Source organism: Micromonospora sp. CA-248212 (assembly GCF_050948405.1).
GTDB lineage: Bacteria > Actinomycetota > Actinomycetes > Mycobacteriales > Micromonosporaceae > Micromonospora.
Map to the genome: position 1 here is coordinate 130,706 of NZ_CP192023.1, position 22,237 is coordinate 152,942.

Consider the following 22,237-nt stretch of genomic DNA (forward strand, 5'->3'; position numbering starts at 1 on the left):
CGGCGGCGAACGTCAGTCGTGGACGGGAACCGGTTGACGCCGCTGGGCCGAGGCGCGGTTGCGCAACCACCGCTTGAACCACGGGAAGTCGGGCAGCCGGGCCAGGACCGGTCCGGTCACCACGGTGATCAGGACGTACGTCGCGGCGAGCGCGGCCAACCGCGGCTCGACGCTGCCGGCCGCGACCGCGAGGCCGGCGATGACGATGGAGAACTCACCTCGGGGTACGAGCGCCAGACCGGCCCGCCAGCGACCGGGTTCGGCGATGCCGACCCGGCGGGCCGCCAGGTAACCGGTGAGCGTCTTCGTGCCCATGGTGACCACGGCCAGCGCGAGCGCCGGCAGCAGCACCGGCGGGATGTCCTGCGGGCTGGTGGTCAGGCCGAAGAACACGAAGAACACGGCTGCGAACAGGTCCCGCAGTGGCGAGAGCAGCTCGGTCGCGTGGTGGGCCACCGGGCCGGAGAGCGCGATGCCGACCAGGAACGCGCCGACGGCCGCCGACACCTGCAGCGACGCCGCGATGCCCGCGATCAGCAACGTCAGGCCGAGTACGCCGAGCAGCAGCGCCTCCGGGTCCTTCGCCGACAGGGCGGACGAGATCAGGTGGCCGTACCGGATGGCGACCACCAGCACGATCAGCACCGTGCCCACCGCGACGGTGAGCGCGATCCCGCCGCCGAGCAGGCCGGTGCCGGCCAGTACGGCGGTGACCAGCGGCAGGTAGAGCGCCATCGCCAGGTCCTCGATGACGAGCACCGAGAGGATCACGGGGGTCTCGCGGTTACCGAGGCGACCCAGGTCGGCGAGGACCTTGGCGATCACGCCGGACGAGGAGACCCAGGTGATGCCGCCGAGTACGAGGGCGGCCACCCAGTCCCAGCCGAGCAGCAGGGCGAACCCCGCGCCGGGCAGCGCGTTGAGCACCCCGTCGATCAGACCGGCGGGTGCCGCTGAGCGCAGGTTGCCGACAAGCTCGTTGGCCGAGTACTCCAGGCCGAGCATCACCAGCAGGAGGATCACGCCGATCTCGGCGCCGACCGCGAAGAACTCCTCGCTGGCGTCCAGCGGCAGCAGCCCGCCGTGCCCGAACGCGAGCCCGGCGAGCAGGTAGAGGGGGATGGGAGAGAGGCCGAAGCGGCGACTGAGCCGGCTCAGGAGCCCGAGCAGCAGGAGGAGCGCACCAACCTCGATGAGCAGTGTGGTGAAATCGTGCATCCGCCTCAGCCGTCCGGGTCACTGTCGGCGAGGATGGCGGACACACCGTCGAGACCTCTGCGGGTCCCGACGACGACCACCACGTCACCGGCGGCGAAGCGGAACGAGGGGAGCGGCGAGACGATGACCTCGCCGTCACGCAGCACCGCCACGATGGAGGCACTGGTGCGGGTACGCGCCTTGGTGTCCGCGAGCGGACGGTTGACGTACCGCGACCCCGCCGGGATGGCGATCTGCTCGGTGAGCAGCCCAGCGGCCTGCTCGCGCAGCCCGGAGAGCTGACCGAGCATCAGCGAAGCGCCGAGGATGTCGGCCAGCGCCTCCGCCTCGTCGTCCGTCAGCGGAATGTCCGCCTGGCAGGCGTCGGGATCGTCGGGGTCGTAGAGGACAAGATCACGGCGGCCGTTGCGGTGGGAAACCACGCCGAGCCGCCGGCCGGATTCGGTCACCAGATCGTGACGCACTCCGATGCCCGGTAAGGCAGTCTGTTCCACACGTACTCGCACCCGGGCAAGGCTACCGCTTCGGAGACGCCGATGATCGGACGGATATCGGGTCGGACAGTGGTGCTGCTGCTCGTAACTCTGTTGGCTGCGTGTTCGATCGGCGATGTCCGCCGTAAACCGCCGACCGCGTCGCCCGGGGCAACCGTCACCGCGCCGTCTCCAACGGCCGCCGTCGCGCGGGAGCGCCGCGTCCGGGTCGCCGTTCCCCAGCGGTACGACCCGCCGTACGTCGAGTTCGTCGACGCCGAGCGCGGCTACGCCCTCTTCGCCAACTGCGGCGAGCCGCCGCCCGACGACGCCTGTCCGGCGCGACTGTTCAGCACCGATGACGGCGGACGGTCCTGGCGGGAGTTGCGACATCCCCACCCGGCGGCGGAGAACCACCAGCTCTACGCCGCGCCGGGGGTTCTGACGCTGTGGAGTGAGCCGCACGGCTGGTGGACCTCGACCGACGGTGGCACCTCGTTCACGCACGCGCTGGACGGGCCGCCGCCGCAGTGGGTGGGCGCCCAGAGTCGATTTCAGGTGATCGAGGGCAGTGATCAAATCGGCGAGTGGGACGGCCAACGGCTGCGCCCGCTGGCCGCGCAGCCCCGCGTACCCGGATTGAACGCGGTCGACGCGGGCGACGGCCCGCTGCTGGTCGCGACCGGGGAGAAGGACGGGAAGCTGTACGCGGCTGTCTCCTTCGACCGGGGGCGGAGCTGGCAGCAGACCCCGGTGCCGGCACCCGACGGGCAAATCGCCGCTCTGAACGCCCACGTCGAGGGGGACGGGACGGCCTGGCTGGTCGGGACGCGCCCGGACCGCAGATCCTTCCCGGCGCTCTGGCGACTGCGCCGAGGGTGGGATCTGATCCGCGTCGACGGCGCTCCGCCACAAATCCAATCCGTCGCACCGATCGGCGGCGGGCTGCTCGCGGTGACCGGCCCGGCGGGCGCCGGGGCTGTCGGGGAGGACGGTCGCTACACCGGGTTGCCCTGGCCGATCGGCCCCGACCGCAGCCTGTCCGTGCTGACCGACGGCACGATCGTGGCCATCGGCGGGGACGGTGGGATCCTGCTCGGCGTCGGCTGGGTGACCGAGCGTCGCTGGACGAAGATCATCCTCGACAACGCCTGACGTCTAGCCTGATCGACTCGACGTCACGCAAGTCGGGGTGTCCGGACCTCCAGGACACCCCAACTTCCGGGAAACCGAGTCGATCAGAGCTGCGCGAAGAACTCGCGGATGTCGTCGACCAGGACGTCGGTCGCCTGGTGGGCGGCGTAGTGGCCGCCGACGTCACCGCGCCCCTCCACGTCGGTCCCGTAGGCCGTCCAGCGGACGATGTTCGCGTGGTCGCGATCGGCGAAGCGGCGGATGGACTGGAAGTCACCGGGGAACATGGCCACCGCGGTGGGCGTCGTGGTCGGCTCGGCCGGCTGCTCGTCGGCGTGGGCGTCCTCCCAGTAGAAACGGATCGCCGAGGCGGCCGTGCCGGTGAACCAGTAGAGGGCCACGTTGGCCAGGACGAAGTCGGCGTCCAGGCTCTCGTCGAAGAGTTGCGCGTTCCAGGCCAGCAGCCCGATGGGCGAGTCGGCCAGCGCGTACGCCAGGGTCTGCGGCTGCTGGCTGTGCACCTGGTTGAAGGAGAACTTGTTCTCGTAGAACCACTGGAGGTGCCCCAGCGCCGCCTGGTCCGCCTCGGAGAGGTCGGCGAACTCGGTCGGGTCGCCGGACGGGAACGAGAAGATCTGGGTGACGTGCACGCCGAGCACGTGCTTGCGGTCGATCCGACCCAGCTCCGGCGAGATCAACGAGCCGCCGTCGTTGCCGACCGCGCCGTAGCTGTCGTACCCCAGGCGGCTCATCAGCTCGGCCCAGGCGCGGGCCGTGCGGTGCCGGTTCCAGCCGGCGCTGCGGGTGGGGCCGGAGAATCCGAAGCCCGGCAGCGACGGGATGACCACGTGGAAGGCCGGTGCGGCCGGGTCGCTCGGCTCGGTGAGCGGGCCGATGACGTCCAGGTATTCGAGCACCGAGCCCGGCCAGCCGTGGGTGAGCACCAGGGCGGTGGCGTCCGGCCGGGACGACCTGACGTGCAGGAAGTGGATCTGCTCGCCGTCGATCTCGGTGACGAACTGCGGGTGGGTGTTGAGCCGAGCCTCGACGGCTCGCCAGTCGAACCCGTCGCGCCAGCGGTCGGCGAGCGCGCGGACCCGGTCGCCGCTCATCCCGTACGTGTCGCCGACGCCGGGCAGCTCGGCGGGCCAGATCGTGCGGTCCAGGCGGGCGGCCAGGTCGTCGAGGGCGGTCTGCGGGATCTCGACGCGGAACGGGCGGATCGCGGTGCCGGTCATCTCGGGACTCCTTCGGAACGGAATGTTTCGTTCTGCAATCACGGTAGCAGACCGGAACGATCCGTTCCAGTGGTAGCCTCGACCCATGTCGACGAAGCCCCTGGCCGGCCGCCGCGCCCAGGCCGCCCGCAACGACGAGGTGATCCTCGAAGCCGCCCGCGCCGTCTTCCTCGACGACCCGAAGGCCCCGATCGCCGCCGTCGCCGACCGCGCCGGCGTCGGGATCAGCGCGCTCTACCGGCGGTACGCGGGCAAGGAGGCCCTGCTGCGCCAGCTCTGCCACGACGGGCTGCGCCGCTACATCGCGGTGGCCGAGGAGGCGCACGCCGAGCCGGACGACTGGGCCGCGTTCGCCGGGTTCCTGGCCCGGGTGGTCGACGCCGACGTGCACTCGCTCACCGTCCACCTGGCCGGCACCTTCACGCCGACCGAGGAGATGGGTCGGGACGCGGTACGCGCGGGCGAGCTGGCCTCGGCGCTCGTCGAGCGGGCGCACGCCAGTGGGCGGCTGCGCGCCGACGTGGTCGTACAGGATCTGGGGCTGGTGCTGGAGGGGTGTGCGGCTGTGCGCGTACCCGACGTGGAGCGCACCCGTGAGCTGCGCCGCCGGCAGCTCGCGGTGCTGCTGGGCGGCCTGTCGACGGTGCCGGAGGCGGGCGAGCTGCCCGGCCCGGCGCCGGCCGCCGGGGAGTTCGACTGGCGGTGGCGACCCCGCGAGTGACAGGCGTCACACGGTAAGGTTGAGTGGAATACGCTCAACTCTGGTTGCGTCCAAGACAGTGGACAACGCCGATCCGGGGGAGCCCATGAACACCGAGAAACTCACCACCAAGAGCCGCGAGACCATCACCGGTGCCGTCTCCCTGGCCAACCAGCGTGGCCACGCGACCGTGGAGCCCTGGCACCTGCTGCTGTCCCTGCTCGACACCGAAGGCTCGACCGCCGCCGGTCTGCTGCGCGCCGTCGGGGCCGACCCCGCCGAGCTGCGCCGGGCCACCGATCGTGCGGTCGACGCCCTGCCGGCCGCGCGGGGCTCCAGCATCGCCGAGCCCACCCTGGCCCGCGAGTTCGTCAACGCCATCGGGGCCGCCGAGCAGATCGCCCGCCCGCTGGGTGACGAGTACACCTCCACCGAGCACCTGCTCGCCGGTCTGGCCCGGGTGGGCGGTGCCGTGTCGGCCGCGCTGAAGTCGGCCGGGGCCACCGAAGAGGCCCTGATCGCGGCCTTCCCGACCGTACGGGGCGGAGACCGGCGGGTCACCACCGCCGACCCCGAGCAGACCTACCAGGCGCTCAGCAAGTACGGCGTCGACCTGACCGCCAGCGCCCGCGACGGCAAGATCGACCCGGTCATCGGCCGGGACTCCGAGATCCGCCGGGTCATCCAGGTGCTCTCCCGGCGTACGAAGAACAACCCCGTGCTGATCGGCGAGCCCGGCGTTGGCAAGACGGCCATCGTCGAGGGTCTCGCCCAGCGGATCGTGGCCGGTGACGTGCCGGAGTCGCTGCGCGACAAGAAGCTGGTCTCGCTGGATCTCGGGGCGATGGTTGCCGGCGCGCAGTACCGGGGCCAGTTCGAGGAGCGGCTGAAGTCCGTCCTGGAGGAGATCAAGAACTCCAACGGGCAGGTCATCACGTTCCTCGACGAGCTGCACACCGTCGTCGGCGCCGGCAAGGGTGAGGGCTCGATGGACGCCGGCAACATGCTCAAGCCGATGCTGGCGCGTGGTGAGCTGCGGATGGTCGGCGCCACCACGCTGGACGAGTACCGCGAGCACATCGAGAAGGACCCGGCGTTGGAGCGCCGCTTCCAGCCGGTGCTGGTGGGCGAGCCGACGATCGAGGACACGATCGGCATCCTGCGCGGGCTCAAGGAGCGCTACGAGGTGCACCACGGCGTACGGATCACCGACGCCGCGCTGGTCGCCGCCGCCACGCTCTCCGACCGGTACATCACCGACCGGTTCCTGCCGGACAAGGCGATCGACCTGGTCGACGAGTCCGCGTCCCGGCTCCGAATGGAGATCGACTCCCGGCCGGTCGAGGTGGACGAGATCGAGCGGGCCGTACGCCGGCTGGAGATCGAAGAGATGGCGCTGGCCAAGGAGCCCGACGCCGCCTCCGCCGAGCGGTTGGCCCGGTTGCGCCAGGAGTTGGCCGACAAGCGCGAGCAGCTCACCGTGCTCTCCGAGCGCTGGCAGACCGAGAAGAGCCACATCACCAAGCTCTCCACCGCGAAGGAGGAATTGGAGCGCCTGGGCGGCGAGGCCGAGCGGGCCGAGCGCGACGGCGAGCTGGAGCGCGCCGCCGAGCTGCGGTACGGGCGCATCCCGGCCCTCAAGGTCGAGCTGACGCAGGCCGAGGAGGAGCTGGCCCGGCTCCAGGCCGACGGCGCGATGCTCAAGGAGGAGGTCGGCTCGGACGACATCGCCGCGGTCGTCGCCTCCTGGACGGGCATCCCGGCGGGCCGGCTGCTGGAGGGCGAGACGGCCAAGCTGCTGCGGATGGAGGAGTCGCTCGGCAGCCGGGTGGTCGGCCAGGCCGAGGCCGTCGGCGCGGTCTCCGACGCCGTACGCCGGGCTCGGGCCGGTGTCGCCGACCCGGACCGTCCGACGGGCAGCTTCCTCTTCCTCGGACCGACCGGTGTCGGCAAGACCGAGTTGGCCAAGGCGCTCGCCGGGTTCCTCTTCGACGACGAGCGGGCGATGGTCCGCATCGACATGAGCGAGTACGGCGAGAAGCACTCCGTCGCCCGCCTCGTCGGTGCCCCGCCCGGCTACGTCGGCTACGAGGAGGGCGGCCAGCTCACCGAGGCCGTCCGCCGCCGGCCGTACTCGGTGATCCTGCTCGACGAGGTGGAGAAGGCGCACCCGGACGTCTTCGACGTGCTGCTCCAGGTGCTCGACGACGGTCGGCTCACCGACGGCCAGGGCCGGACGGTCGACTTCCGTAACGCCATCCTGATCCTCACCTCCAACCTCGGGTCGTCGGTGATCAGCGACCTGACGCTGGCCGAGGAGCAGCGCCGCGAGGGCGTCCTCGCCGTCGTCCGGTCGCACTTCAAGCCCGAGTTCCTCAACCGGCTCGACGACATCGTGGTGTTCGCGGCGTTGCGCGGGGACGATCTGCGCTCCATCGTGGACATCCAGCTCGACCGGATGCGAAGCCGTCTTGCGGACCGTCGGTTGGCGCTGGACATCACCGAGTCCGCCCGTGGGTGGCTGGCCGAGCACGGCTACGACCCGATCTACGGCGCCCGACCGCTGCGCCGCCTGGTGCAGACCGCCATCGGCGACCAGTTGGCCAAGGCCCTGCTCTCCGGAACCATCCGGGACGGCAACACGGTCAAGGTCGACCTCAACCCCGCCGGAAACGCCCTGACGGTCACCCCCGCCTGAGCCCCGCGATCAAGAGGTTTGCGTCATCGGGACGTCTTCCCATGACGCAAACCTCTTGATCAACAGGGTGAGAGGCGGGCCGGCGGGGAAAGGAGTGGGGCATGTTCGGGATGAGTAGGTGGGAGCGGGACCTTCGCGCGGCGGTCGACGAGCTGATGACCGCCGACACGCTGGCCTTCGGCGGTGTCGGGTTCGCCGGTGAGGTGCTGCCGGTGACCGAGGCGTACCACCGCGTCGAGGCAGCACTCGACGAGCACCCCGAGGAGGTACGCCGGCAACTCGACCACCTGCTGGCAGAGGGATCGCCCGCCGGCCGCGCGTACGCGGCGACGCTGCTGGAACGAGTCGACCCGGCCGCCGCCCAGGCGACCTGGACGTCGCTGCGCGACGACTCCACCGAGTTCACCACCTTCGTCGGCTGCGTCATGGGTCGCTCCACCCTCGGCGACTACGCCACGCAGCGACTCGCGGCGGCCTGACAATCGCCGCACACCCCCACGCGTTCCGCGGTCCGTCGTGGGTGGCTGAGCTTTCGGTCACGACGCGACTCATTTCGGTGCGCCAGGTTGTTACCGTCTGCGCCGACGTACCTGGGGAGGTGGTCGGGTGGACGGGTCGCTGGCGTCCCTGGTGGGGGCCGTTGTCGTACTCATGACGGTCGTGCTCGTGGCCGTCGTGCGCGCCCGGCGCCGGGCCGCGGCCGGGCCCACCGGCCTCCCGCCGACCCGCCGGCTGGCTCCGGGTGACCGCGTGCGGATCCGCCAGCGGGAGTACGTCGTGAGCGGCACCATCCGACTGGTCGAGGGGGGCTGGACGTGGGTGCAGCACCTCCTCGACGACGCCTCCGGCACGCCGCACCGGCTCTCTGTGGAGGGTGATGGTGGTCCCGAGCTGGAGCTGGTGCTCTGGACCGCCGAGCCCGGCGCGACAGTCACCCCCGGCGCGCCGACCATCGACCTCGGCGGGCGGCGGTACACCTGGGCCGAGACCGGGCAGGCGCGCTACACCTCCACCGGGGAGACCGGCCTGCCGGCGGCGGGGACGATGCGCTACCACGACTACGAGTCGGGCGGGCGTGACCGGCTCTCCTTCGAGGCGTACGGCGAAGAGGGCTGGCGGGTCGCGCGCGGTGACCTGCTAGATCCGGCCGACCTGGCGATCCGACCCGTCGACGACGCGCGCTGAGCGACCTCGCCGGGCGCGCCGCTTTCGGCACGGCATGCCGCAGTGGCCGGTTGCCGATACGGTGTGGGCCCAATCTAGGAAAGGAGAATCGTGGTCGACTCCCCGAGCACGCCGACCCGCCAACGGCCCTCCACCGTGACGATTTCCAGCTATCTGCTCTACCTGTTCCTGGCGTGCCAGGTGATCAGTCTCATCATCACCCTCTCCACCATCGGCAAGACCCGGGACGTGCTCCGCGACGCGTACGCGGGCAGTTCCGCCGACGGGGCGGAGCAGGTCGCGGACTTCTTCTTCGCCTTCGGCCTCGGCAGCGCGATCCTCGTGCTCCTGCTGGCCGTCGTGCTGGGCGTGCTGGCCATCTTCAACAACCAGGGTCGTAACGGCGCCCGGATCACCACCTGGATCGTCGGCGGCATCATGGTCTGCTGCACGGGTGGCACCCTGCTCAGCGGGGCGGCCGGCGGTTTCAACACCGGTGGGAGCGGCAGCGGCGACATGCCGAGCCCCGAAGAGGTCCAGCGCCGCCTCGACGAGGCGCTGCCGTCCTGGATCACCCCGGTCAGCCTCCTGCTCGGCGTGGTCAGCCTGCTCGCTCTGCTGGCGGCACTGATCCTGCTGGCCCTGCCGAAGTCCAACGAGTTCTTCCGCAAGCCCGCCGCCGCATGGGAGCCGCCGACCCCGGGCGCCAGCTACCCGGCCTACCCGCAGGCGTCCGGCCAGCCCGGCTACCCGCAGGCGTCCGGCCAGCCCGGCTACCCGTCGACTCCCGGTCAGCCGTCCAGCGGGGAGCCGGCCTACCCGTCGACTCCCGGCCAGGCGTCCGGGCCGGAGCAGCCGACCGCCCCGCCGGCCAACCCGTCCAGCTCGGACCGTCCGGACGACACGCCGCCGACGGACCGTCCCGACACGACCCCGCCGTCGACGAGTTGATCCACGGATAGGCACGACGCCGACGATCCCTCCGAGTAGGTTGCAACCCGACGCCTACCGGAGGGATCCGTCGTGTCGTACCCCGAACCGGCACCGCCCCGCCGGCCCGCCGTGGTCCCGGCGGCCACGGCCGTGCTGCTGCTGATGGCGGTCGGCGCGCTCGCGTACACCGCCGTCGACCTGGCGGTGCTGGGCCGGACGGTGGGGGAGTTCCGCGCCGTGGCGCGCAACACCTCGGCCAGCCCGCAGCAGATCGACGGTGTGGTGGCCCTGCTGCGCGCGTCGGCGGCGCTGACCGCGGTGGTCGCCGGGCTGTCCGCGCTCGTGCTCGCCGGACTGGCCCTCGGACTGTTGACGGGTCGACGGGGCGTACGCGTGGCCATCTGGGTGGTCTGCGGGCTCGGCCTGCTCGCGGGCTGTTGCAGCGTGGCGGTGCTCGTCGGCGAACGCGCCGCGCCGCTGCGGCTGGGGGCGGACGAGCGGGCCACCGCCGAGCTGTTGGGCCTGCTCTCGGACGCGTACCCGTCCTGGTGGATTCCGCTCAATGCCGGGCTTTCCGTCGGGCAGGCCCTCGGTTACCTTGTGGTAGCCGCGCTGCTGGCCCTGCCGGCGGCGAACGCCTGGTTCGGTCGACACCGCCGCACGGCACCGACCGCGCCGTCCGCGTTCCCGCCCGCGTCGCACCAACCCCCGCAGGCGCCGGCCACGCCCCCGTACCCGCCCAGGTGAGGACCGCCCGTGACGCTCGAATCCACGACCCCCGAGCGACGGGCCCTGATCACCGGCGCCACCGCCGGCATCGGCGCGGCGTTCGCCCGGCGCCTGGCGGCCGACGGCTGGCACCTGGTGCTGGTCGCCCGGGACGCGGATCGACTGGCCGCGATGGCCACGGAGCTGGGCGCCCGACACGGGCACGACGTCCAGACGCTGCCGGCGGACCTGTCCACCGATGACGGCTGCGCCACCGTCGAACAGCGGCTGGCGTCCGACGCTCCCGTTCACCTCCTGGTCAACAACGCCGGCATCAGCCTGAACAAGCCGTTCCTGCGCTCCACAGCGGAGGACGAGGCGCGGCTGCTCCGCCTCAATGTGCACGCCGTCATGCGATTGACACTGGCGGCGCTACGTCCGATGACCGAACGGCGCGATGGGGCAGTGATAAATGTCTCTTCAGTTGCTGGGTTTGGCGCGGTGATGCCCGGGTCGACCTACTCGGCCAGCAAGGCGTGGGTCACCAATTTCAGTGAGTCCGTGGGCCAGTCGGCCCGCCCTTTCGGCGTCCGGGTGATGGCTCTGTGCCCCGGTTACACCCGTACCGAATTCCACGAGCGGGCCGGCATCAACATGTCCAAAACGCCGAACTGGATGTGGCTGCGAGCCGAGGACGTCGTCGAAGAGGGCCTGCGTGACCTGCGCAAAGGCAAGTTGGTGAGTGTTCCGGCGTGGAAGTACAAGGTGGCCGTCGCCGGTCTGCGGCACGCGCCGCGCCGGCTACTCGAAGTGGTCTCGCGCGACACCCGCGGCCGGATCGGTCGCGAGGAACGCTGAGCCCTGGGCGCGTCGTCGCGCCGGAGACGCCGCCGTCGGTCGTTGGCGCACCGCGACCGAGCCAGTCGCTGAGCGTAGTCGGACATCGCCCGTCATCGGTGTCTCACCGCCCTGATTCGGCAGGCCCGTCCACACGGCGTTCAGAGTTGCGCAGTAACCTCTATCGCCATGGGGGACCACGACGACCTGCGCAAATTCATTACCGACCTGGCTGTGGTCCACGGACGGGTCACGTTGTCATCGGGGCGCGAGGCAGACTGGTACGTCGATCTGCGACGCGTCACGCTCCATCACCAGGCCGCTCCGTTGGTCGGTAAGGCGCTGCTCGACCTGACCGCCGACTGGGAGTACGACGCGGTCGGTGGCCTCACCCTGGGCGCGGACCCTGTCGCGCTCTCGATGCTGCACGCCGCCGCTGGAACCGGCCGCGCCTTGGACGCCTTCGTGGTGCGCAAGGCGGGCAAGGCACACGGTCTACAGCGACGGATCGAGGGACCGGAGGTGGCCGGCCGCCGGGTGTTGGCGGTGGAGGACACGTCCACAACGGGCGGAAGTGTGTTGACCGCCGTCGAGGCTCTTCGCGAGGCCGGAGCCGAAGTCGTGGGCGTGGCGGTTATTGTTGATCGAGGCGCCGGCGACGCGGTGCGAGCCGCCGGATTGCCGTACCGGGCGGCCTATACGTTGGCTGACCTCGGCCTTGTGGCGTAAAAGTCTGCCGATTCGTATCTGCTGATATGCAGGCGGATCGATGCTGCTGGTGGAAGGATGGAATACGTGGGAACTGCGTTGGCCGAAATGACTATGCCTCAGATCTCGCCGCTTGCCGGTGAGCCGATCGAACGTGCCGATGCCGAGCGTCTCGCGGGGGTCCTCAAGGCCCTTGCGGATCCCGCCCGGTTGCGGCTGCTCAGCCTGATCCAGTCGGCCCCCGAGGGCGAGGCGTGCGTCTGTGACCTGACCGCGCCGCTCGGCCTCTCCCAGCCGACGGTCAGTCACCACCTGCGTATCCTCACCGAGGCCGGCTTGCTGGAGCGGGAGAAGCGCGGTGTCTGGGCGTACTACCGGCTGGTCCCGAGCGCGATCGCGACGATCGCCGACCTGCTGACCCCGCCGCGTAAGCGGGCCACCAAGAAGGCCCGCTGACGTAAGGCGCTGCGCACCGTCTCGTACCCGGGGCGGTGTCCGGTGGCGAACCAGGGGTGGCGCCACCGGTAGCTGATACCTGCTCGTCCCCGGCCGCACCGCCGGAGGCCGGGTCCGACATGCCGACGGCCGACCCCCACACCAGGGGGCCGGCCGTCGTCGTACCCGGGATCAGCGCTGCTGACCGTTGCCGTGCCCCCCGCGACGGTCGTGCGGGTGCTCGTCGTGGTCGAACTTCTCACGCACCGCGTCCACGGCGCCCGCGGCGCTGGCCGCCGCGACGACCGCGACCGCCTCGCCCCGCTTGCGCGCCCGCCGGTCGCGGAGGAACTCGAAGAAGATCGGCAGCACCGAGATCAGGATGATCAGTGCGACCACCGGCAGGATGTAGTGGTCGATCTTATCGCCGATCGCCTTGTAGATCCGGTCGGCGAGCAGGTAGCCGATCAGCAGGATGCCGTCCACCCAGAGCACCCCGCCGACGATGTTCCACAGCAGGAACTGCCGGGCCGGCATGCCCAGCGCCCCGGCGACCGGGTTGAGGAACGTCCGCACGATCGGGATGAAACGCGCCAGCACCACGGCCTTGGCCGGGCCGAACTTCTGGAAGTAGTACTCGGCCTTCTCCACGTACTCCTTCTTGAAGAGCCGCGAGTTGGGCCGCTCGAACATCCGTCGGCCGTACCGCGCACCGAGCCAGTGCCCCAACTGCGCGCCGAGGATCGCGCAGATCGGTCCCCCGATCAGCAGACCGGCCAGCGAGAGGCGGGTTCCGTCGCCGAAGATAGCGTCCGCCACCGGCGAGGCGGCCACCCCGGCGAGGAACAGCAGCGAGTCGCCGGGGAAGAAGAAGCCCACCAGCAGGCCGGTCTCGGCGAAGAGGATCACCCAGACGCCGACCAGCCCGAAGGTCTGCAACAGGTCCTTGGGATCGAGCGGGTTCAGGGCGACGCTCTCCGTGAGAGCGCGGGTCTTCTCAGCTGTGTCCACGGCCACAAAGGGTACCGAAGCCCGCAGTCCGGGCCGCGCCGGACCGGTGCTCACCACCCGGTTGCCGGATACGACGGTGCCCCGCCGACCAGCGTGGTCGACGGGGCACCGGTACCGCTGGGATGGATCAGGCGACGAAGCGGGTCCGGCGGCGCTTGGCCACCAGGTAGCCGCCGACGCCCGCGGCGAGCAGCAGCGCGCCGAGGCCGGCGAGCAGGCCGGTCGACTGACCGGTGATCGGCAGCGAGCCACCGTCACCGTTGCCGCCACCCTCGCCGCTGGACGAGGCCGGGTTGATCACGATCGTCGCCGTGTTGTTGCCCTTGTTCGGGTCACCGGCGAGCACGGTGGTGACAGCACCCGAGGCGTTCGCGTCGACCTTGTCGATCCGAAGTCGGAACTCGTACGTGGTCACGTCGTCCGGCCAGGTCTCGAGGCTCAGGCACGCGTACTCCTTCGCGCCCGGCTCACCCCAGGCCGCGTCCCACGGGTCCCACGCGGTGCCCGGCTTGAACGGCACGCAGTTGGGGTCGACCTCTACCGCCGTGGTGCCGGCCGGAACGGTCACCCGAACCGGCAGGTCCTCCATCCCGAGGTCCGGCGTGCCCTGGCCGATGTACTCCAGCACCGCCGGCCCCAGGTTGGTGAAGCTCGGCGCGACGGTGACCACGTCGCCCTTCTTGCCACTTGCGGTCGCGCCCTTGGCCGCGAGGTCAGCCGAAGTGTTGCCGGTTACCCGAACGCTCCCGATGGTGACGTCGTTCGACACGTCGACGTCGGTCTGCGGCACCCGTGCTGCCTGCATCGACTGCTCGACCAGGCGGAGCTTGTCGCCGTTGCCGGGCTTGAAGTCCTCCATGGGCGAGTCCTTGGACGCCAGGTCCCAGTCGTCAGTGGTCCACCAGGACAGCGCCACTGAGAAGGTCGCACGGGTGCGTGCCTTCGCGCTCACCTTGATCGGCATGCCGTTCGAGAGCTTGTACGACTTGCCCGGCTCGATCTTCGTGTCGAACGCGCAGACGGCGACCATGCCCCACTCGTCGGACCTGCAGTTCGAGTGGTCGCCGCCGTAGGCGGCGAGTTCCTGGGCCTGCAACACGAGAACGGCGCCATCGATGGCGGTCTCGCCGGTGTTACGAACGACACCCGGCAGTCCTGCCGTGGTGCCCGGGGCGCCGCTGGCCTCGACGGTCGGGTCGCCCGCCAGGTCGACGCCCTCGGCGATGGTGACGCCTGCCGTCGCCTTGGCGGTCTTGCCCCCGGAGGTGATGCTGATCGCCAGGGATCCCTGCTGCCCCGGCTTCGCGTCGTCCTTACCCGAGACCGTGTAGTCGAACCACGGCGGCATGCCGTCCTCGGTTTCGCTCTCGCAGTGCAGCTTCGTCGGCGAGACGTCGCAGGTCCAGCCCCACATCGGCTCCACGATGGCGAAGTCCGCGACTGCGGAGAGGTCGACGTCCACCGAGGTCTCGCCGAACGTCGGCTCGGACTCGTCATCGGTCGGCCGGGCGTAGAGGTAGCCGGACGTGGAATGACCCGGTGCCACGAGCACGTCATGCGTGGCGATATCGAAACGGGCCTCGTCGGCGAGGGCCGGGCTGGCGGAGGCGGCGACGAACGCGCCTGCGACGCCCAGTCCGGCGAGCCAGCGCCGGCTGGAGTGGGTGAGCATGAGGGGGATTCCTCCAGTAGGGGGATTCAGGTGCAGCCTGTGGATCTTAAGGAACCGCTAAGGTTCGGCGTCGTCCCTGATCACCGCCTGGTCAGCAGGACGAACCGAAAGGCTGATCACCGCCACCGCAATGTTCAGCGCGTCCGCTCCCGTCAACTGAAGCAGGAACCCGGGAGGTGCAGTGACGTACGAGGAGTTCGCGGACACGCGGCTTGCCCCGCTGCTGCGGTACGCGGTGATGCTCACCGGTGATCCGCACCAGGCGCAGGATCTGGTGCAGGAGACGATGGTCCGGGTCCAACTGAACTGGCGGCGGGTCGCCCGCGCGGACTCGCCCGAGCGGTACGTGCGCCGCATGCTCACCAACCAGTACGTCGACTGGAAGCGCGGCTCGTGGATGCGTCGGGTACTGCTGCGCGGGGAGCCCGACGAGTCCCTGCCGGCGTCCGCCGACCACGCCCAGTCCGCCGTGGACCGGGACCAGATCTGGACCTGGCTGTCCCGGCTGCCGCGCCGGCAGCGCGCCACCCTCGTGCTGCGTTACTACGAGGATCTGCCCGACGCCGAGATCGCCGACATCCTCGGCTGTGCCGTCGGGACCGTCCGTTCGTCCATCTCCCGGGCCCTTGCCACGCTCCGGGCCGAGTACGTGGAGGTTCCCTCATGATCGAGGATGACCTGCGTGCCGCCTTCGCCCGGCACGAGCCGCTGACCCCGCCGACCGGCCCGCTGCGCGCGGCGATCGACCGCCTGACCATCCGCCGTCGCCGTCGGCGTCGCCGCTGGCAGGCCGGTGGTGTCGCGTTGGCGCTGCTCGGGGTGCTGGGGATCGGGGTGCCGCTGCTGACTCCGGAGCGCGGGGGGCCGCCGCCGGCCGCCGAACTGCTCGGTGAGTCCGCTCGACCGGTGCCAACCGGCGCGCTGAACATCCTGCTGCTCGGCATCGACGGCGACGGGCCGGCGGCGACGCGGGCCGACGCGGTGCTGTTGGTGCACATCCCGGCCGACCGCAGTCGCCCGTACCTGGTGTCGCTGCCCCGCGACCTGGGCGTGTCGATCCCGGGCCACGGCACCGACAAGCTGAACGCCGCTTTTCCGGCCGGCGTCGGGTCGACCCGGCCGGAGATGACCAAGGGGTACGAGTTGACCCGGCGCACGGTGGCCGAGCTGACCGGGGTACGGGTGGATGCCGGCGTGGTGCTGACGTACCGCACCGTGAGCGCGCTGACCGACGCCGTGGGCGGTGTGCCGGTCTGCCTGAGCGAGCGGGTGCGATCCGTGCACACCCGGCGGGTCTTCCCGGCCGGCTGCCAACGTCTCGACGGCGCCGCGTCGGTCGACCTGCTCCGCCAGCGCTACGGTCTGCCCGCGGGGAGCCAGGACCGGGACCGCAACGCCCGTCTCTTCGCCGCCGGTCTCGTCCGCCAGACCACCGACCGGGGCGCACTCACCGATCCGGTACGCCTCGCCAGACTGCTGGCCGCCGTCGGCCCGGACCTCGTGGTGTCACCCGACCGGGCGGCCGTGCTGGACCTGCTGCGGCTCGTGCCCACGCTGCGGTCGGTCGAGCCGGTCGGGCTCGGTCTGCCGGTGGCCCTGCCGAGCGCGAGGGACCGCTCGCTGCGGGCCGACCCGACGTTCGTGCCGGATTTCCTGAAGGCGCTGCGGGAGGACCGCCTCGGCGACTGGGCGGCCCGTCACCCGACGTTGGTCGACCAAGCCCGGTGACTCCGTGGACTGCGACGGCACCCCACCGCCAAGGGGACGAACGACGGCGGGGTGCCGGTCAGGCGGGGTCGGTCAGGCGACGAAGTGGCTGCTGCGACGTCGGGCGATCAGGTACGCGCCGAGGCCGGCGGCGAGCAGCAGACCACCGAGGCTGGCGAGCAGGCTCGTGGGGGTGCCGGTGATGGGCAGCGAACCACCGCCACCGCTGCCTCCGTCACCGCTGCCGCCGCCCTGGCCCGGGTTGACCAGGATCGTGGCCCGGTCGTTGGCCGGCTTGATGTCGCCCCTGAAGCCCCCGCCGGCGGGACACTCACACGGCGCGTTGACCCATACCGTGCCCTTGGCGTTGGGGACGACCCTGTCGATACGTAGGCGGAACTCCACGGTGTAGGTCTCGCCCGCCACCAGGAGCATTTCCGATGCGCACTGGTACGTGCGGGTGCCCGGCCGCAGTTCGCAACTGTCGGGGACTCCGACGGCTGTGGTGCCGGGCGGCAGCTCGACGACTGTGTGTGTGGCGGCCTCGTATTCCTCGCTCACGTTGTCGAGCGTCGCCGGGCCGTTGTTCCGGAAACCGACGGTGGCCGTGACGACAGCGCCAGACCTGCCCTTGAGCGTGGCGCCGATCGCCGCGAGGTCGGTGCCGTTCCTGCCGGTGACCTTGATGATCCAGCCGGTGTGGTCGTAGCCCGGGCCGACGTCGGTCTGGTCGGCCTGCCGCATCCCGCTGGGTGCCCCGGTCAGGGTCAGCTTCGGGCCGCTGCCACGCGCGCCCTCTCGCGCGCCAACGGCTTCGCGAACCCGGGTCAGGTCCGCAAAGTCGGCAACGGTCATGAACTGGGCATAGCCGGACAGGTTGCTCGGGGCGTAGGTGTCCCTGGCGAGTTCGAGGTTCAACGTGGTGGCGAGCCCCTCGCCCGCCGGGATCTCCTGGTCGAACTGGCAGGAGACCAGGTGGTCGTCGGAGTACAGGCAGTTGCTGAACCGATCCTTGGTCCGGATCGCGTACGGAAGGTCGAAGACCGCGACGAAGCCCGTGACGGTCTCGTCGCCGACGTTGGACACGGCCAGCGGCACCGAAACCTTCCCGCCCGGCTTCGAGGAAGGGTAGGTGAACGGCCCGCCGGCCAGGTCGACGCCCTCGCCGATGCGGACCCGCGAGGTGTAGCTGCCCTGCCGCCCGCCCGCTGCCTCGAAGCTGATCACCACGTCGCCGGAGTCGCCGAGCTGCGCGTCCTGAGTGGCGGTCAGGGCCACCCGTTTGGTAGCGCCTCGGTAGATCCCGCTGCCGAGCGGCGGCACCTCGTTCAGGGTGACGCCGAAGGACTCCGCGCAGACGAGAACGCCCGGCTCCGGTGTGGCGCACTCCTGCTGGTCAAAGGGGCCAATAGTGATCTTGTTGGCCAGTGAGCGGTAGTCGTACCGCACGGCGACGTCGCTGAGGCTCGTCGCCTCGTCGGCGTACAGAAACAGGCTTCTGACCTTCTCCGAGCCGCCGGCCAGGGTGGAGTCCTGGAAGTACGGCTCGATCGTTGCCGCGGCGACGGCGGGGGTTGCCGAGGCAACGATCAACGCTCCTGCGGCACCCAGCCCCGCCAGCCAGCGGATCGATTGCTTGAGCATGGGGGTCCTCCCGATGAGACAGTGGTGGCGCTCGCCCAACCTAGGGAGACCCCGACACTTTCGGTGACCCGGTGCTATCGATATTTGTCGAACGAACCGAACGGCTGGACACCTCTGCCCCAACGGACAACGGTCGTGGGGCAGGTCAGCGGTAGTCGTCCTCATCCCCGGTGACCACCCGGGCCTGCTCCATGGCGTCCCAGTCGTCGACCTCCATGCCGCGGTGTGGCTCGCCGTCGACGTAGGCGGGGTCGACCGAGGTGGCCTGCTCGACCGCGTCGGCCGGCTCCGCCTCCGGATCGCGTTCGTCCGCGGCGAGGTGGTCGCCGGGGGTGAAGTCCTCATCGGGCTGACCCATCGTCCCTCCCGGGGTCTCGGGGCACGGCTCCCACCACCGTACGGGCTGCGGCCACTCCGCGCCGGCAAGCCGAGTCGGCCGAATCACCCCGGGACGGCGGGAGCCGGTGCCAGGATGGTGCCGTGGGCTTCCTCATCCGACTGGCGATCACCGCGGTCGCGCTGTGGGTGACCACGCTGATCGTGCCCGGGGTGGACGTGCACGGCCGTTCGGGTGGCAACACCGTGCTCACGCTGATCGTGGTGGCGCTCATCTTCGGTGTGATCAACGCCGTACTCAAGCCGATCATCCGGGTGGTCGGCTGTGTGTTCTACCTGCTCACCCTCGGCCTGTTCGCCCTGGTGGTGAACGCGCTGCTCTTCCTGCTCACCGACCGGATCGCGCGCGGGCTCGACCTGCCGTTCCAGGTGGACGGCTTCTGGGCGGCGTTCTGGGGAGCGATCGTGATGACCGTGGTCACCTGGCTGATCAGCGTCATCGTGCCGGACCGTCTGGACACCCGGTGAGCGGCTGACACCCCCTCGGTTGGTCCTGCGCACCTCACCTGCGGGATACTGCCGGGCGGAGGACAGCGCGGTCCGGCGCACAGACGAACAACAGCGGCCAGCACGGCCGAGAGTGGTAAGTAAGGAGCACATCACATGCCCATCGCTTCCCCCGAGGCCTACGCGGAGATGCTGGACCGCGCCAAGGCTGGCCGGTACGCGTACCCCGCGATCAACGTGACCTCCTCCCAGACGCTGAACGCGGCGCTCAAGGGCTTCGCCGACGCGGAGAGCGACGGCATCATCCAGGTCTCCACCGGTGGCGCGGAGTACCTGTCCGGTCCCTCGATCAAGGACATGGTCACCGGCGCGGTGGCGTTCGCCGCGTACGCGCACGAGGTGGCCAAGAAGTACTCGGTGAACATCGCCCTGCACACCGACCACTGCCCGAAGGACAAGCTGGACAAGTTCGTGCGTCCGCTGATGGCCATCTCGCAGGAGCGGGTCAAGCGCGGCGAGGAGCCGCTGTACCAGTCGCACATGTGGGACGGCTCGGCCGTGCCGGTCGCCGAGAACCTGCAGATCGCTTCCCAGCTCCTCGACGAGGCCGCCAAGGCCAAGATCGTCCTGGAGATCGAGGTCGGCGTCGTCGGTGGTGAGGAGGATGGCGTCGAGAACGCCATCAACGACAAGCTCTACACCACCACCGAGGACGGCCTGGCCATGGTCGAGGCGCTCGGCCTCGGCGAGAAGGGCCGCTACATGGCGGCGCTGACCTTCGGCAACGTGCACGGCGTCTACAAGCCGGGCAACGTCAAGCTCCGCCCCGAGATCCTGAACCAGATCCAGGAGGCGGTCGGTACCAAGTACGGCAAGGAGAAGCCGCTGAGCCTGGTGTTCCACGGCGGCTCGGGCTCCCTGCTCAGCGAGATCCGTGAGGCGCTGGACTACGGCGTGGTGAAGATGAACATCGACACCGACACCCAGTACGCCTTCACCCGGCCCGTCGCCGACCACATGCTGCGCAACTACGACGGCGTGCTGAAGATCGACGGCGAGGTCGGCAACAAGAAGCAGTACGACCCGCGCGCCTGGGGCAAGGCCGCCGAGGCCGGCCTGGCCGCCCGCGTCGTCGAGGCGTGCGAGCACCTGCGCTCCACCGGCACCACGATGACCAAGTAGTTGCTTGAAAGGAAGGGCCCCTTATTAACAGACGTCTGTTAATAAGGGGCCCTTCCTTTCAAGCGGTCAGCAGGCGGACGGCCTCGCGGACGTCGTCGGTGAGGTGGATCGTCGACGACAGGTCACCGAACGGCGAGGCGGCCAGCAGCGGGCGCAGCAGCGCCTCCACCGGCAGCTCCCGCGTCCAGTAGTCACGGTCCAGGAAGATGTACGCGCCGCTGGCCCCGTGGGTGCCGTAGTAGGTCTTGGTGGCCGCCTGGAACACCTCCTGCACCGTGCCCGCCCGCCCCGGCGCGAACACGATGCCGCCCCGGGCGAGGCGCAGAATGGTGTCCTCCCGGATCGCGTTCGAGAAGTACTTCGCGATCCGCCCCGCGAACAGGTTCGCCGGCTCGTGCCCGTACAACCAGGTCGGGATGGCCAGCCCGCCGGCCCGCGCCCAACCGAGGTCGTCGCCCCGCTGGCGGGGTACGCCCGCGTACCGCTGCCGGATCGTCAACGCCACCGCCGTGTACCGGTGGTGGTCGGTGAAGTCGGGCGCGGTGGCCAGCAGGTCGATCGCCGCGGTCAGGTCCGCCGCCGGTCGGTCCGCCAGGAAGGCGCCGAGATTCGCGGCCTCCATCACCCCGGGGCCGCCGCCGGTCACCACCAGCCGGTCGGCCCGCGCCAGCTCCCACCCCAGCACCGCCGCCATCCGGTACGCGGGACTGCCGCGCCGCACCGCGTGACCGCCCATGATGCCCACCACCGACTGTGACCCGTGCGCGGCCAACCAGGCCCGGGTGGCGTCACCCAGCGCGTTGTCCACGCCGTGGTCGTGCAGCCGCTGGCCGAGCGCCTCCTTCACGTCCGGCAGCGCGCCGCCGTGTGCCCGGTAGTGCTCGTACACCCGGGTGTCGTACATCCCGGCGAACCCGCCCTCGACGAACCCGGCGGCAAGGTCGTCCGGGGTGTAGAGGTGCGCCGGCTGGGTCGGGTACGGCAGCCCGGAGAACGGCGGCACCACGTTCGCGCCGCGCCGGACCAGGTCGGCGCCGACCTCCCGGGAGGCGAACCGGCAGCCGACGAAGAGGGCGCCGGTGACCTCGATGCCGGTCAGGTCGGGCACCGGGGCGAGGTCGAGGCGTAGCCCCTGCACGGTCAGCCCGGTCAGCCGGCCGGTGACCAGTTGCCGGTCGAATTCGTCCCGGGTCTGGATCTCGTCGGCGTGCAGGTGCGGTTCGATGACGTCGGTGGGTGGTGGGGTCGGCACCGGGCCATCCTGCCCCTTCGGCGGGGTCGGCCAAACCCCGGACGGCCCCGGGACGCGACAGGAGCCCGGCGGTCGTGGCCACCGGGCTCCTGCGTAACCGGGTCCTGGGGAGGCTCCGGACCATTAGTTGTAGTGGAAAACACCTGGCGGCGGCATAGGCCGCAGGCGTGATGAACTCCTCAGCCGTTCAGCGGGACGCGTCCGCCGACCCGCTCGCATGTCGCCCTGTCCAGCGGGTTGAATGGGGCGATGCAGAACCTTTTGCCGGAGCCACCGGCCACCCTCCTGCCCGCGAACGACGAGGCCGACGCCGCCTTGGCCGCTGCCCAGGAGGCCGGCACCGACGAGGCGTACGCCGAGGTCGCGGCCCGCTTCCCGACCTTCAGCGCAGCGTGGGGCGCGCTCGCCGCCCGGGCGTTCGCGGCCGGCGCGGTGGTGACGGGCTACGCGTACGCGCGCACCGGCTACCACCGTGGCCTGGACCAGCTCCGCCGCAACGGCTGGAAGGGCCACGGGCCCGTGCCGTGGTCCCACGAGCCCAACCGGGGCTTCCTGCGCTGCCTGTACGTGCTCTCCCGGGCCGCCGACGAGATCGGCGAGGCCGACGAGGCGGCCCGCTGCGCCCAGTTCCTGCGCGACTGCGACCCGGCAGCGGCGGACGCGCTGGCCAGCAACTGACC

The 22,237-nt window shown here is 70.8% G+C and carries 23 protein-coding genes; 15 read left to right on the forward strand and 8 right to left on the reverse strand.

What is annotated here, in order from left to right; translation table 11 throughout:
- Positions 1 to 12 precede the first annotated feature (12 nt).
- Both ACQP03_RS00630 and ACQP03_RS00635 read right to left on the reverse strand, forming a co-directional pair.
- Positions 13 to 1,218: a cation:proton antiporter gene (locus tag ACQP03_RS00630; RefSeq protein WP_357129579.1), complete on the reverse strand. Its 1,206-nt coding sequence runs from the start codon at positions 1,216 to 1,218 to the stop codon at positions 13 to 15.
- Positions 1,219 to 1,223: 5 nt separating this feature from the next.
- Positions 1,224 to 1,724, reverse strand: coding sequence for a cation:proton antiporter regulatory subunit (locus ACQP03_RS00635; protein WP_355048462.1), 501 nt, complete (start codon positions 1,722 to 1,724; stop codon positions 1,224 to 1,226).
- A 30-nt stretch (positions 1,725 to 1,754) separates the two neighbouring features.
- Between ACQP03_RS00635 and ACQP03_RS00640 the strand changes: the two genes are divergently transcribed.
- On the forward strand, positions 1,755 to 2,846 hold the full coding sequence (locus ACQP03_RS00640) for a hypothetical protein (protein ID WP_357129583.1): 1,092 nt from the start codon (positions 1,755 to 1,757) through the stop codon (positions 2,844 to 2,846).
- A gap of 83 nt (positions 2,847 to 2,929) precedes the next feature.
- On the opposite strand, the gene ACQP03_RS00645 is transcribed toward ACQP03_RS00640, so the two are convergent.
- Entirely contained in the window at positions 2,930 to 4,063 is a 1,134-nt protein-coding gene (locus ACQP03_RS00645) for an epoxide hydrolase family protein (protein WP_357129586.1), read from the reverse strand.
- Between the two features lie 85 nt (positions 4,064 to 4,148).
- Here ACQP03_RS00645 and ACQP03_RS00650 point away from each other — a divergent pair, with 85 nt between their 5' ends.
- The 9 genes from ACQP03_RS00650 (at position 4,149) to ACQP03_RS00690 (ending at position 12,267) form a co-directional block, all read left to right on the forward strand.
- Positions 4,149 to 4,784 carry a TetR/AcrR family transcriptional regulator gene (locus tag ACQP03_RS00650; protein WP_357129589.1) on the forward strand — a complete coding sequence of 212 codons (636 nt, stop codon included), beginning with the start codon at positions 4,149 to 4,151 and terminating at the stop codon, positions 4,782 to 4,784.
- An 85-nt stretch (positions 4,785 to 4,869) separates the two neighbouring features.
- Positions 4,870 to 7,461 carry an ATP-dependent chaperone ClpB gene (clpB, locus tag ACQP03_RS00655; RefSeq protein WP_357129592.1) on the forward strand — a complete coding sequence of 864 codons (2,592 nt, stop codon included), beginning with the start codon at positions 4,870 to 4,872 and terminating at the stop codon, positions 7,459 to 7,461.
- Between the two features lie 101 nt (positions 7,462 to 7,562).
- Positions 7,563 to 7,940, forward strand: a complete 378-nt coding sequence (locus ACQP03_RS00660; RefSeq protein ID WP_357129595.1) for a hypothetical protein — start codon at positions 7,563 to 7,565, stop codon at positions 7,938 to 7,940.
- Positions 7,941 to 8,067: 127 nt separating this feature from the next.
- Complete coding sequence (locus ACQP03_RS00665; protein ID WP_357129598.1) at positions 8,068 to 8,646, forward strand: DUF4178 domain-containing protein; 579 nt, start codon at positions 8,068 to 8,070, stop codon at positions 8,644 to 8,646.
- 90 nt (positions 8,647 to 8,736) lie between these two features.
- Complete coding sequence (locus ACQP03_RS00670; RefSeq protein ID WP_357392131.1) at positions 8,737 to 9,576, forward strand: hypothetical protein; 840 nt, start codon at positions 8,737 to 8,739, stop codon at positions 9,574 to 9,576.
- Between the two features lie 72 nt (positions 9,577 to 9,648).
- Positions 9,649 to 10,305 carry a hypothetical protein gene (locus ACQP03_RS00675; RefSeq protein WP_357392129.1) on the forward strand — a complete coding sequence of 219 codons (657 nt, stop codon included), beginning with the start codon at positions 9,649 to 9,651 and terminating at the stop codon, positions 10,303 to 10,305.
- 9 nt (positions 10,306 to 10,314) lie between these two features.
- Positions 10,315 to 11,124 carry an SDR family NAD(P)-dependent oxidoreductase gene (locus tag ACQP03_RS00680; RefSeq protein WP_357129607.1) on the forward strand — a complete coding sequence of 270 codons (810 nt, stop codon included), beginning with the start codon at positions 10,315 to 10,317 and terminating at the stop codon, positions 11,122 to 11,124.
- Between the two features lie 168 nt (positions 11,125 to 11,292).
- Positions 11,293 to 11,832, forward strand: a complete 540-nt coding sequence (gene pyrE / locus ACQP03_RS00685; RefSeq protein WP_355048453.1) for an orotate phosphoribosyltransferase — start codon at positions 11,293 to 11,295, stop codon at positions 11,830 to 11,832.
- 57 nt (positions 11,833 to 11,889) lie between these two features.
- On the forward strand, positions 11,890 to 12,267 hold the full coding sequence (locus tag ACQP03_RS00690; RefSeq protein WP_007454255.1) for an ArsR/SmtB family transcription factor: 378 nt from the start codon (positions 11,890 to 11,892) through the stop codon (positions 12,265 to 12,267).
- Positions 12,268 to 12,438: 171 nt separating this feature from the next.
- Here ACQP03_RS00690 and ACQP03_RS00695 read toward each other — a convergent pair whose 3' ends face one another.
- Both ACQP03_RS00695 and ACQP03_RS00700 read right to left on the reverse strand, forming a co-directional pair.
- Entirely contained in the window at positions 12,439 to 13,263 is an 825-nt protein-coding gene (locus ACQP03_RS00695; RefSeq protein WP_357129610.1) for a DedA family protein, read from the reverse strand.
- A 121-nt stretch (positions 13,264 to 13,384) separates the two neighbouring features.
- A complete protein-coding gene (locus tag ACQP03_RS00700; protein ID WP_357392127.1) occupies positions 13,385 to 14,929 on the reverse strand; it encodes an LPXTG cell wall anchor domain-containing protein in 1,545 nt (514 codons plus the stop codon).
- A gap of 181 nt (positions 14,930 to 15,110) precedes the next feature.
- Between ACQP03_RS00700 and ACQP03_RS00705 the strand changes: the two genes are divergently transcribed.
- Both ACQP03_RS00705 and ACQP03_RS00710 read left to right on the forward strand, forming a co-directional pair.
- A complete protein-coding gene (locus ACQP03_RS00705) occupies positions 15,111 to 15,596 on the forward strand; it encodes a SigE family RNA polymerase sigma factor (protein WP_357129616.1) in 486 nt (161 codons plus the stop codon).
- Positions 15,593 to 16,657, forward strand: coding sequence for an LCP family protein (locus ACQP03_RS00710; protein ID WP_357129619.1), 1,065 nt, complete (start codon positions 15,593 to 15,595; stop codon positions 16,655 to 16,657). Before ACQP03_RS00705 ends, ACQP03_RS00710 begins: the two co-directional genes overlap by 4 nt.
- 72 nt (positions 16,658 to 16,729) lie before the next feature.
- Here ACQP03_RS00710 and ACQP03_RS00715 read toward each other — a convergent pair whose 3' ends face one another.
- Both ACQP03_RS00715 and ACQP03_RS00720 read right to left on the reverse strand, forming a co-directional pair.
- Positions 16,730 to 18,280 carry an LPXTG cell wall anchor domain-containing protein gene (locus tag ACQP03_RS00715; protein WP_357392125.1) on the reverse strand — a complete coding sequence of 517 codons (1,551 nt, stop codon included), beginning with the start codon at positions 18,278 to 18,280 and terminating at the stop codon, positions 16,730 to 16,732.
- Positions 18,281 to 18,425: 145 nt separating this feature from the next.
- Complete coding sequence (locus ACQP03_RS00720) at positions 18,426 to 18,638, reverse strand: hypothetical protein (RefSeq protein WP_357129625.1); 213 nt, start codon at positions 18,636 to 18,638, stop codon at positions 18,426 to 18,428.
- 122 nt (positions 18,639 to 18,760) lie between these two features.
- On the opposite strand from ACQP03_RS00720, the gene ACQP03_RS00725 reads away from it, so the two are divergent.
- Positions 18,761 to 19,144: a phage holin family protein gene (locus ACQP03_RS00725; RefSeq protein WP_354860252.1), complete on the forward strand. Its 384-nt coding sequence runs from the start codon at positions 18,761 to 18,763 to the stop codon at positions 19,142 to 19,144.
- Between the two features lie 135 nt (positions 19,145 to 19,279).
- Entirely contained in the window at positions 19,280 to 20,305 is a 1,026-nt protein-coding gene (gene fbaA, locus ACQP03_RS00730; protein ID WP_357392123.1) for a class II fructose-bisphosphate aldolase, read from the forward strand.
- A 58-nt stretch (positions 20,306 to 20,363) separates the two neighbouring features.
- On the opposite strand, the gene ACQP03_RS00735 is transcribed toward fbaA, so the two are convergent.
- The gene (locus ACQP03_RS00735) at positions 20,364 to 21,557 is read right to left on the reverse strand and encodes an LOG family protein (protein ID WP_433459840.1); all 1,194 of its coding nucleotides are present in this window, start codon (positions 21,555 to 21,557) and stop codon (positions 20,364 to 20,366) included.
- A 249-nt stretch (positions 21,558 to 21,806) separates the two neighbouring features.
- Here ACQP03_RS00735 and ACQP03_RS00740 point away from each other — a divergent pair, with 249 nt between their 5' ends.
- Entirely contained in the window at positions 21,807 to 22,235 is a 429-nt protein-coding gene (locus tag ACQP03_RS00740) for a DUF3151 domain-containing protein (protein WP_355048444.1), read from the forward strand.
- Positions 22,236 to 22,237 lie beyond the last annotated feature (2 nt).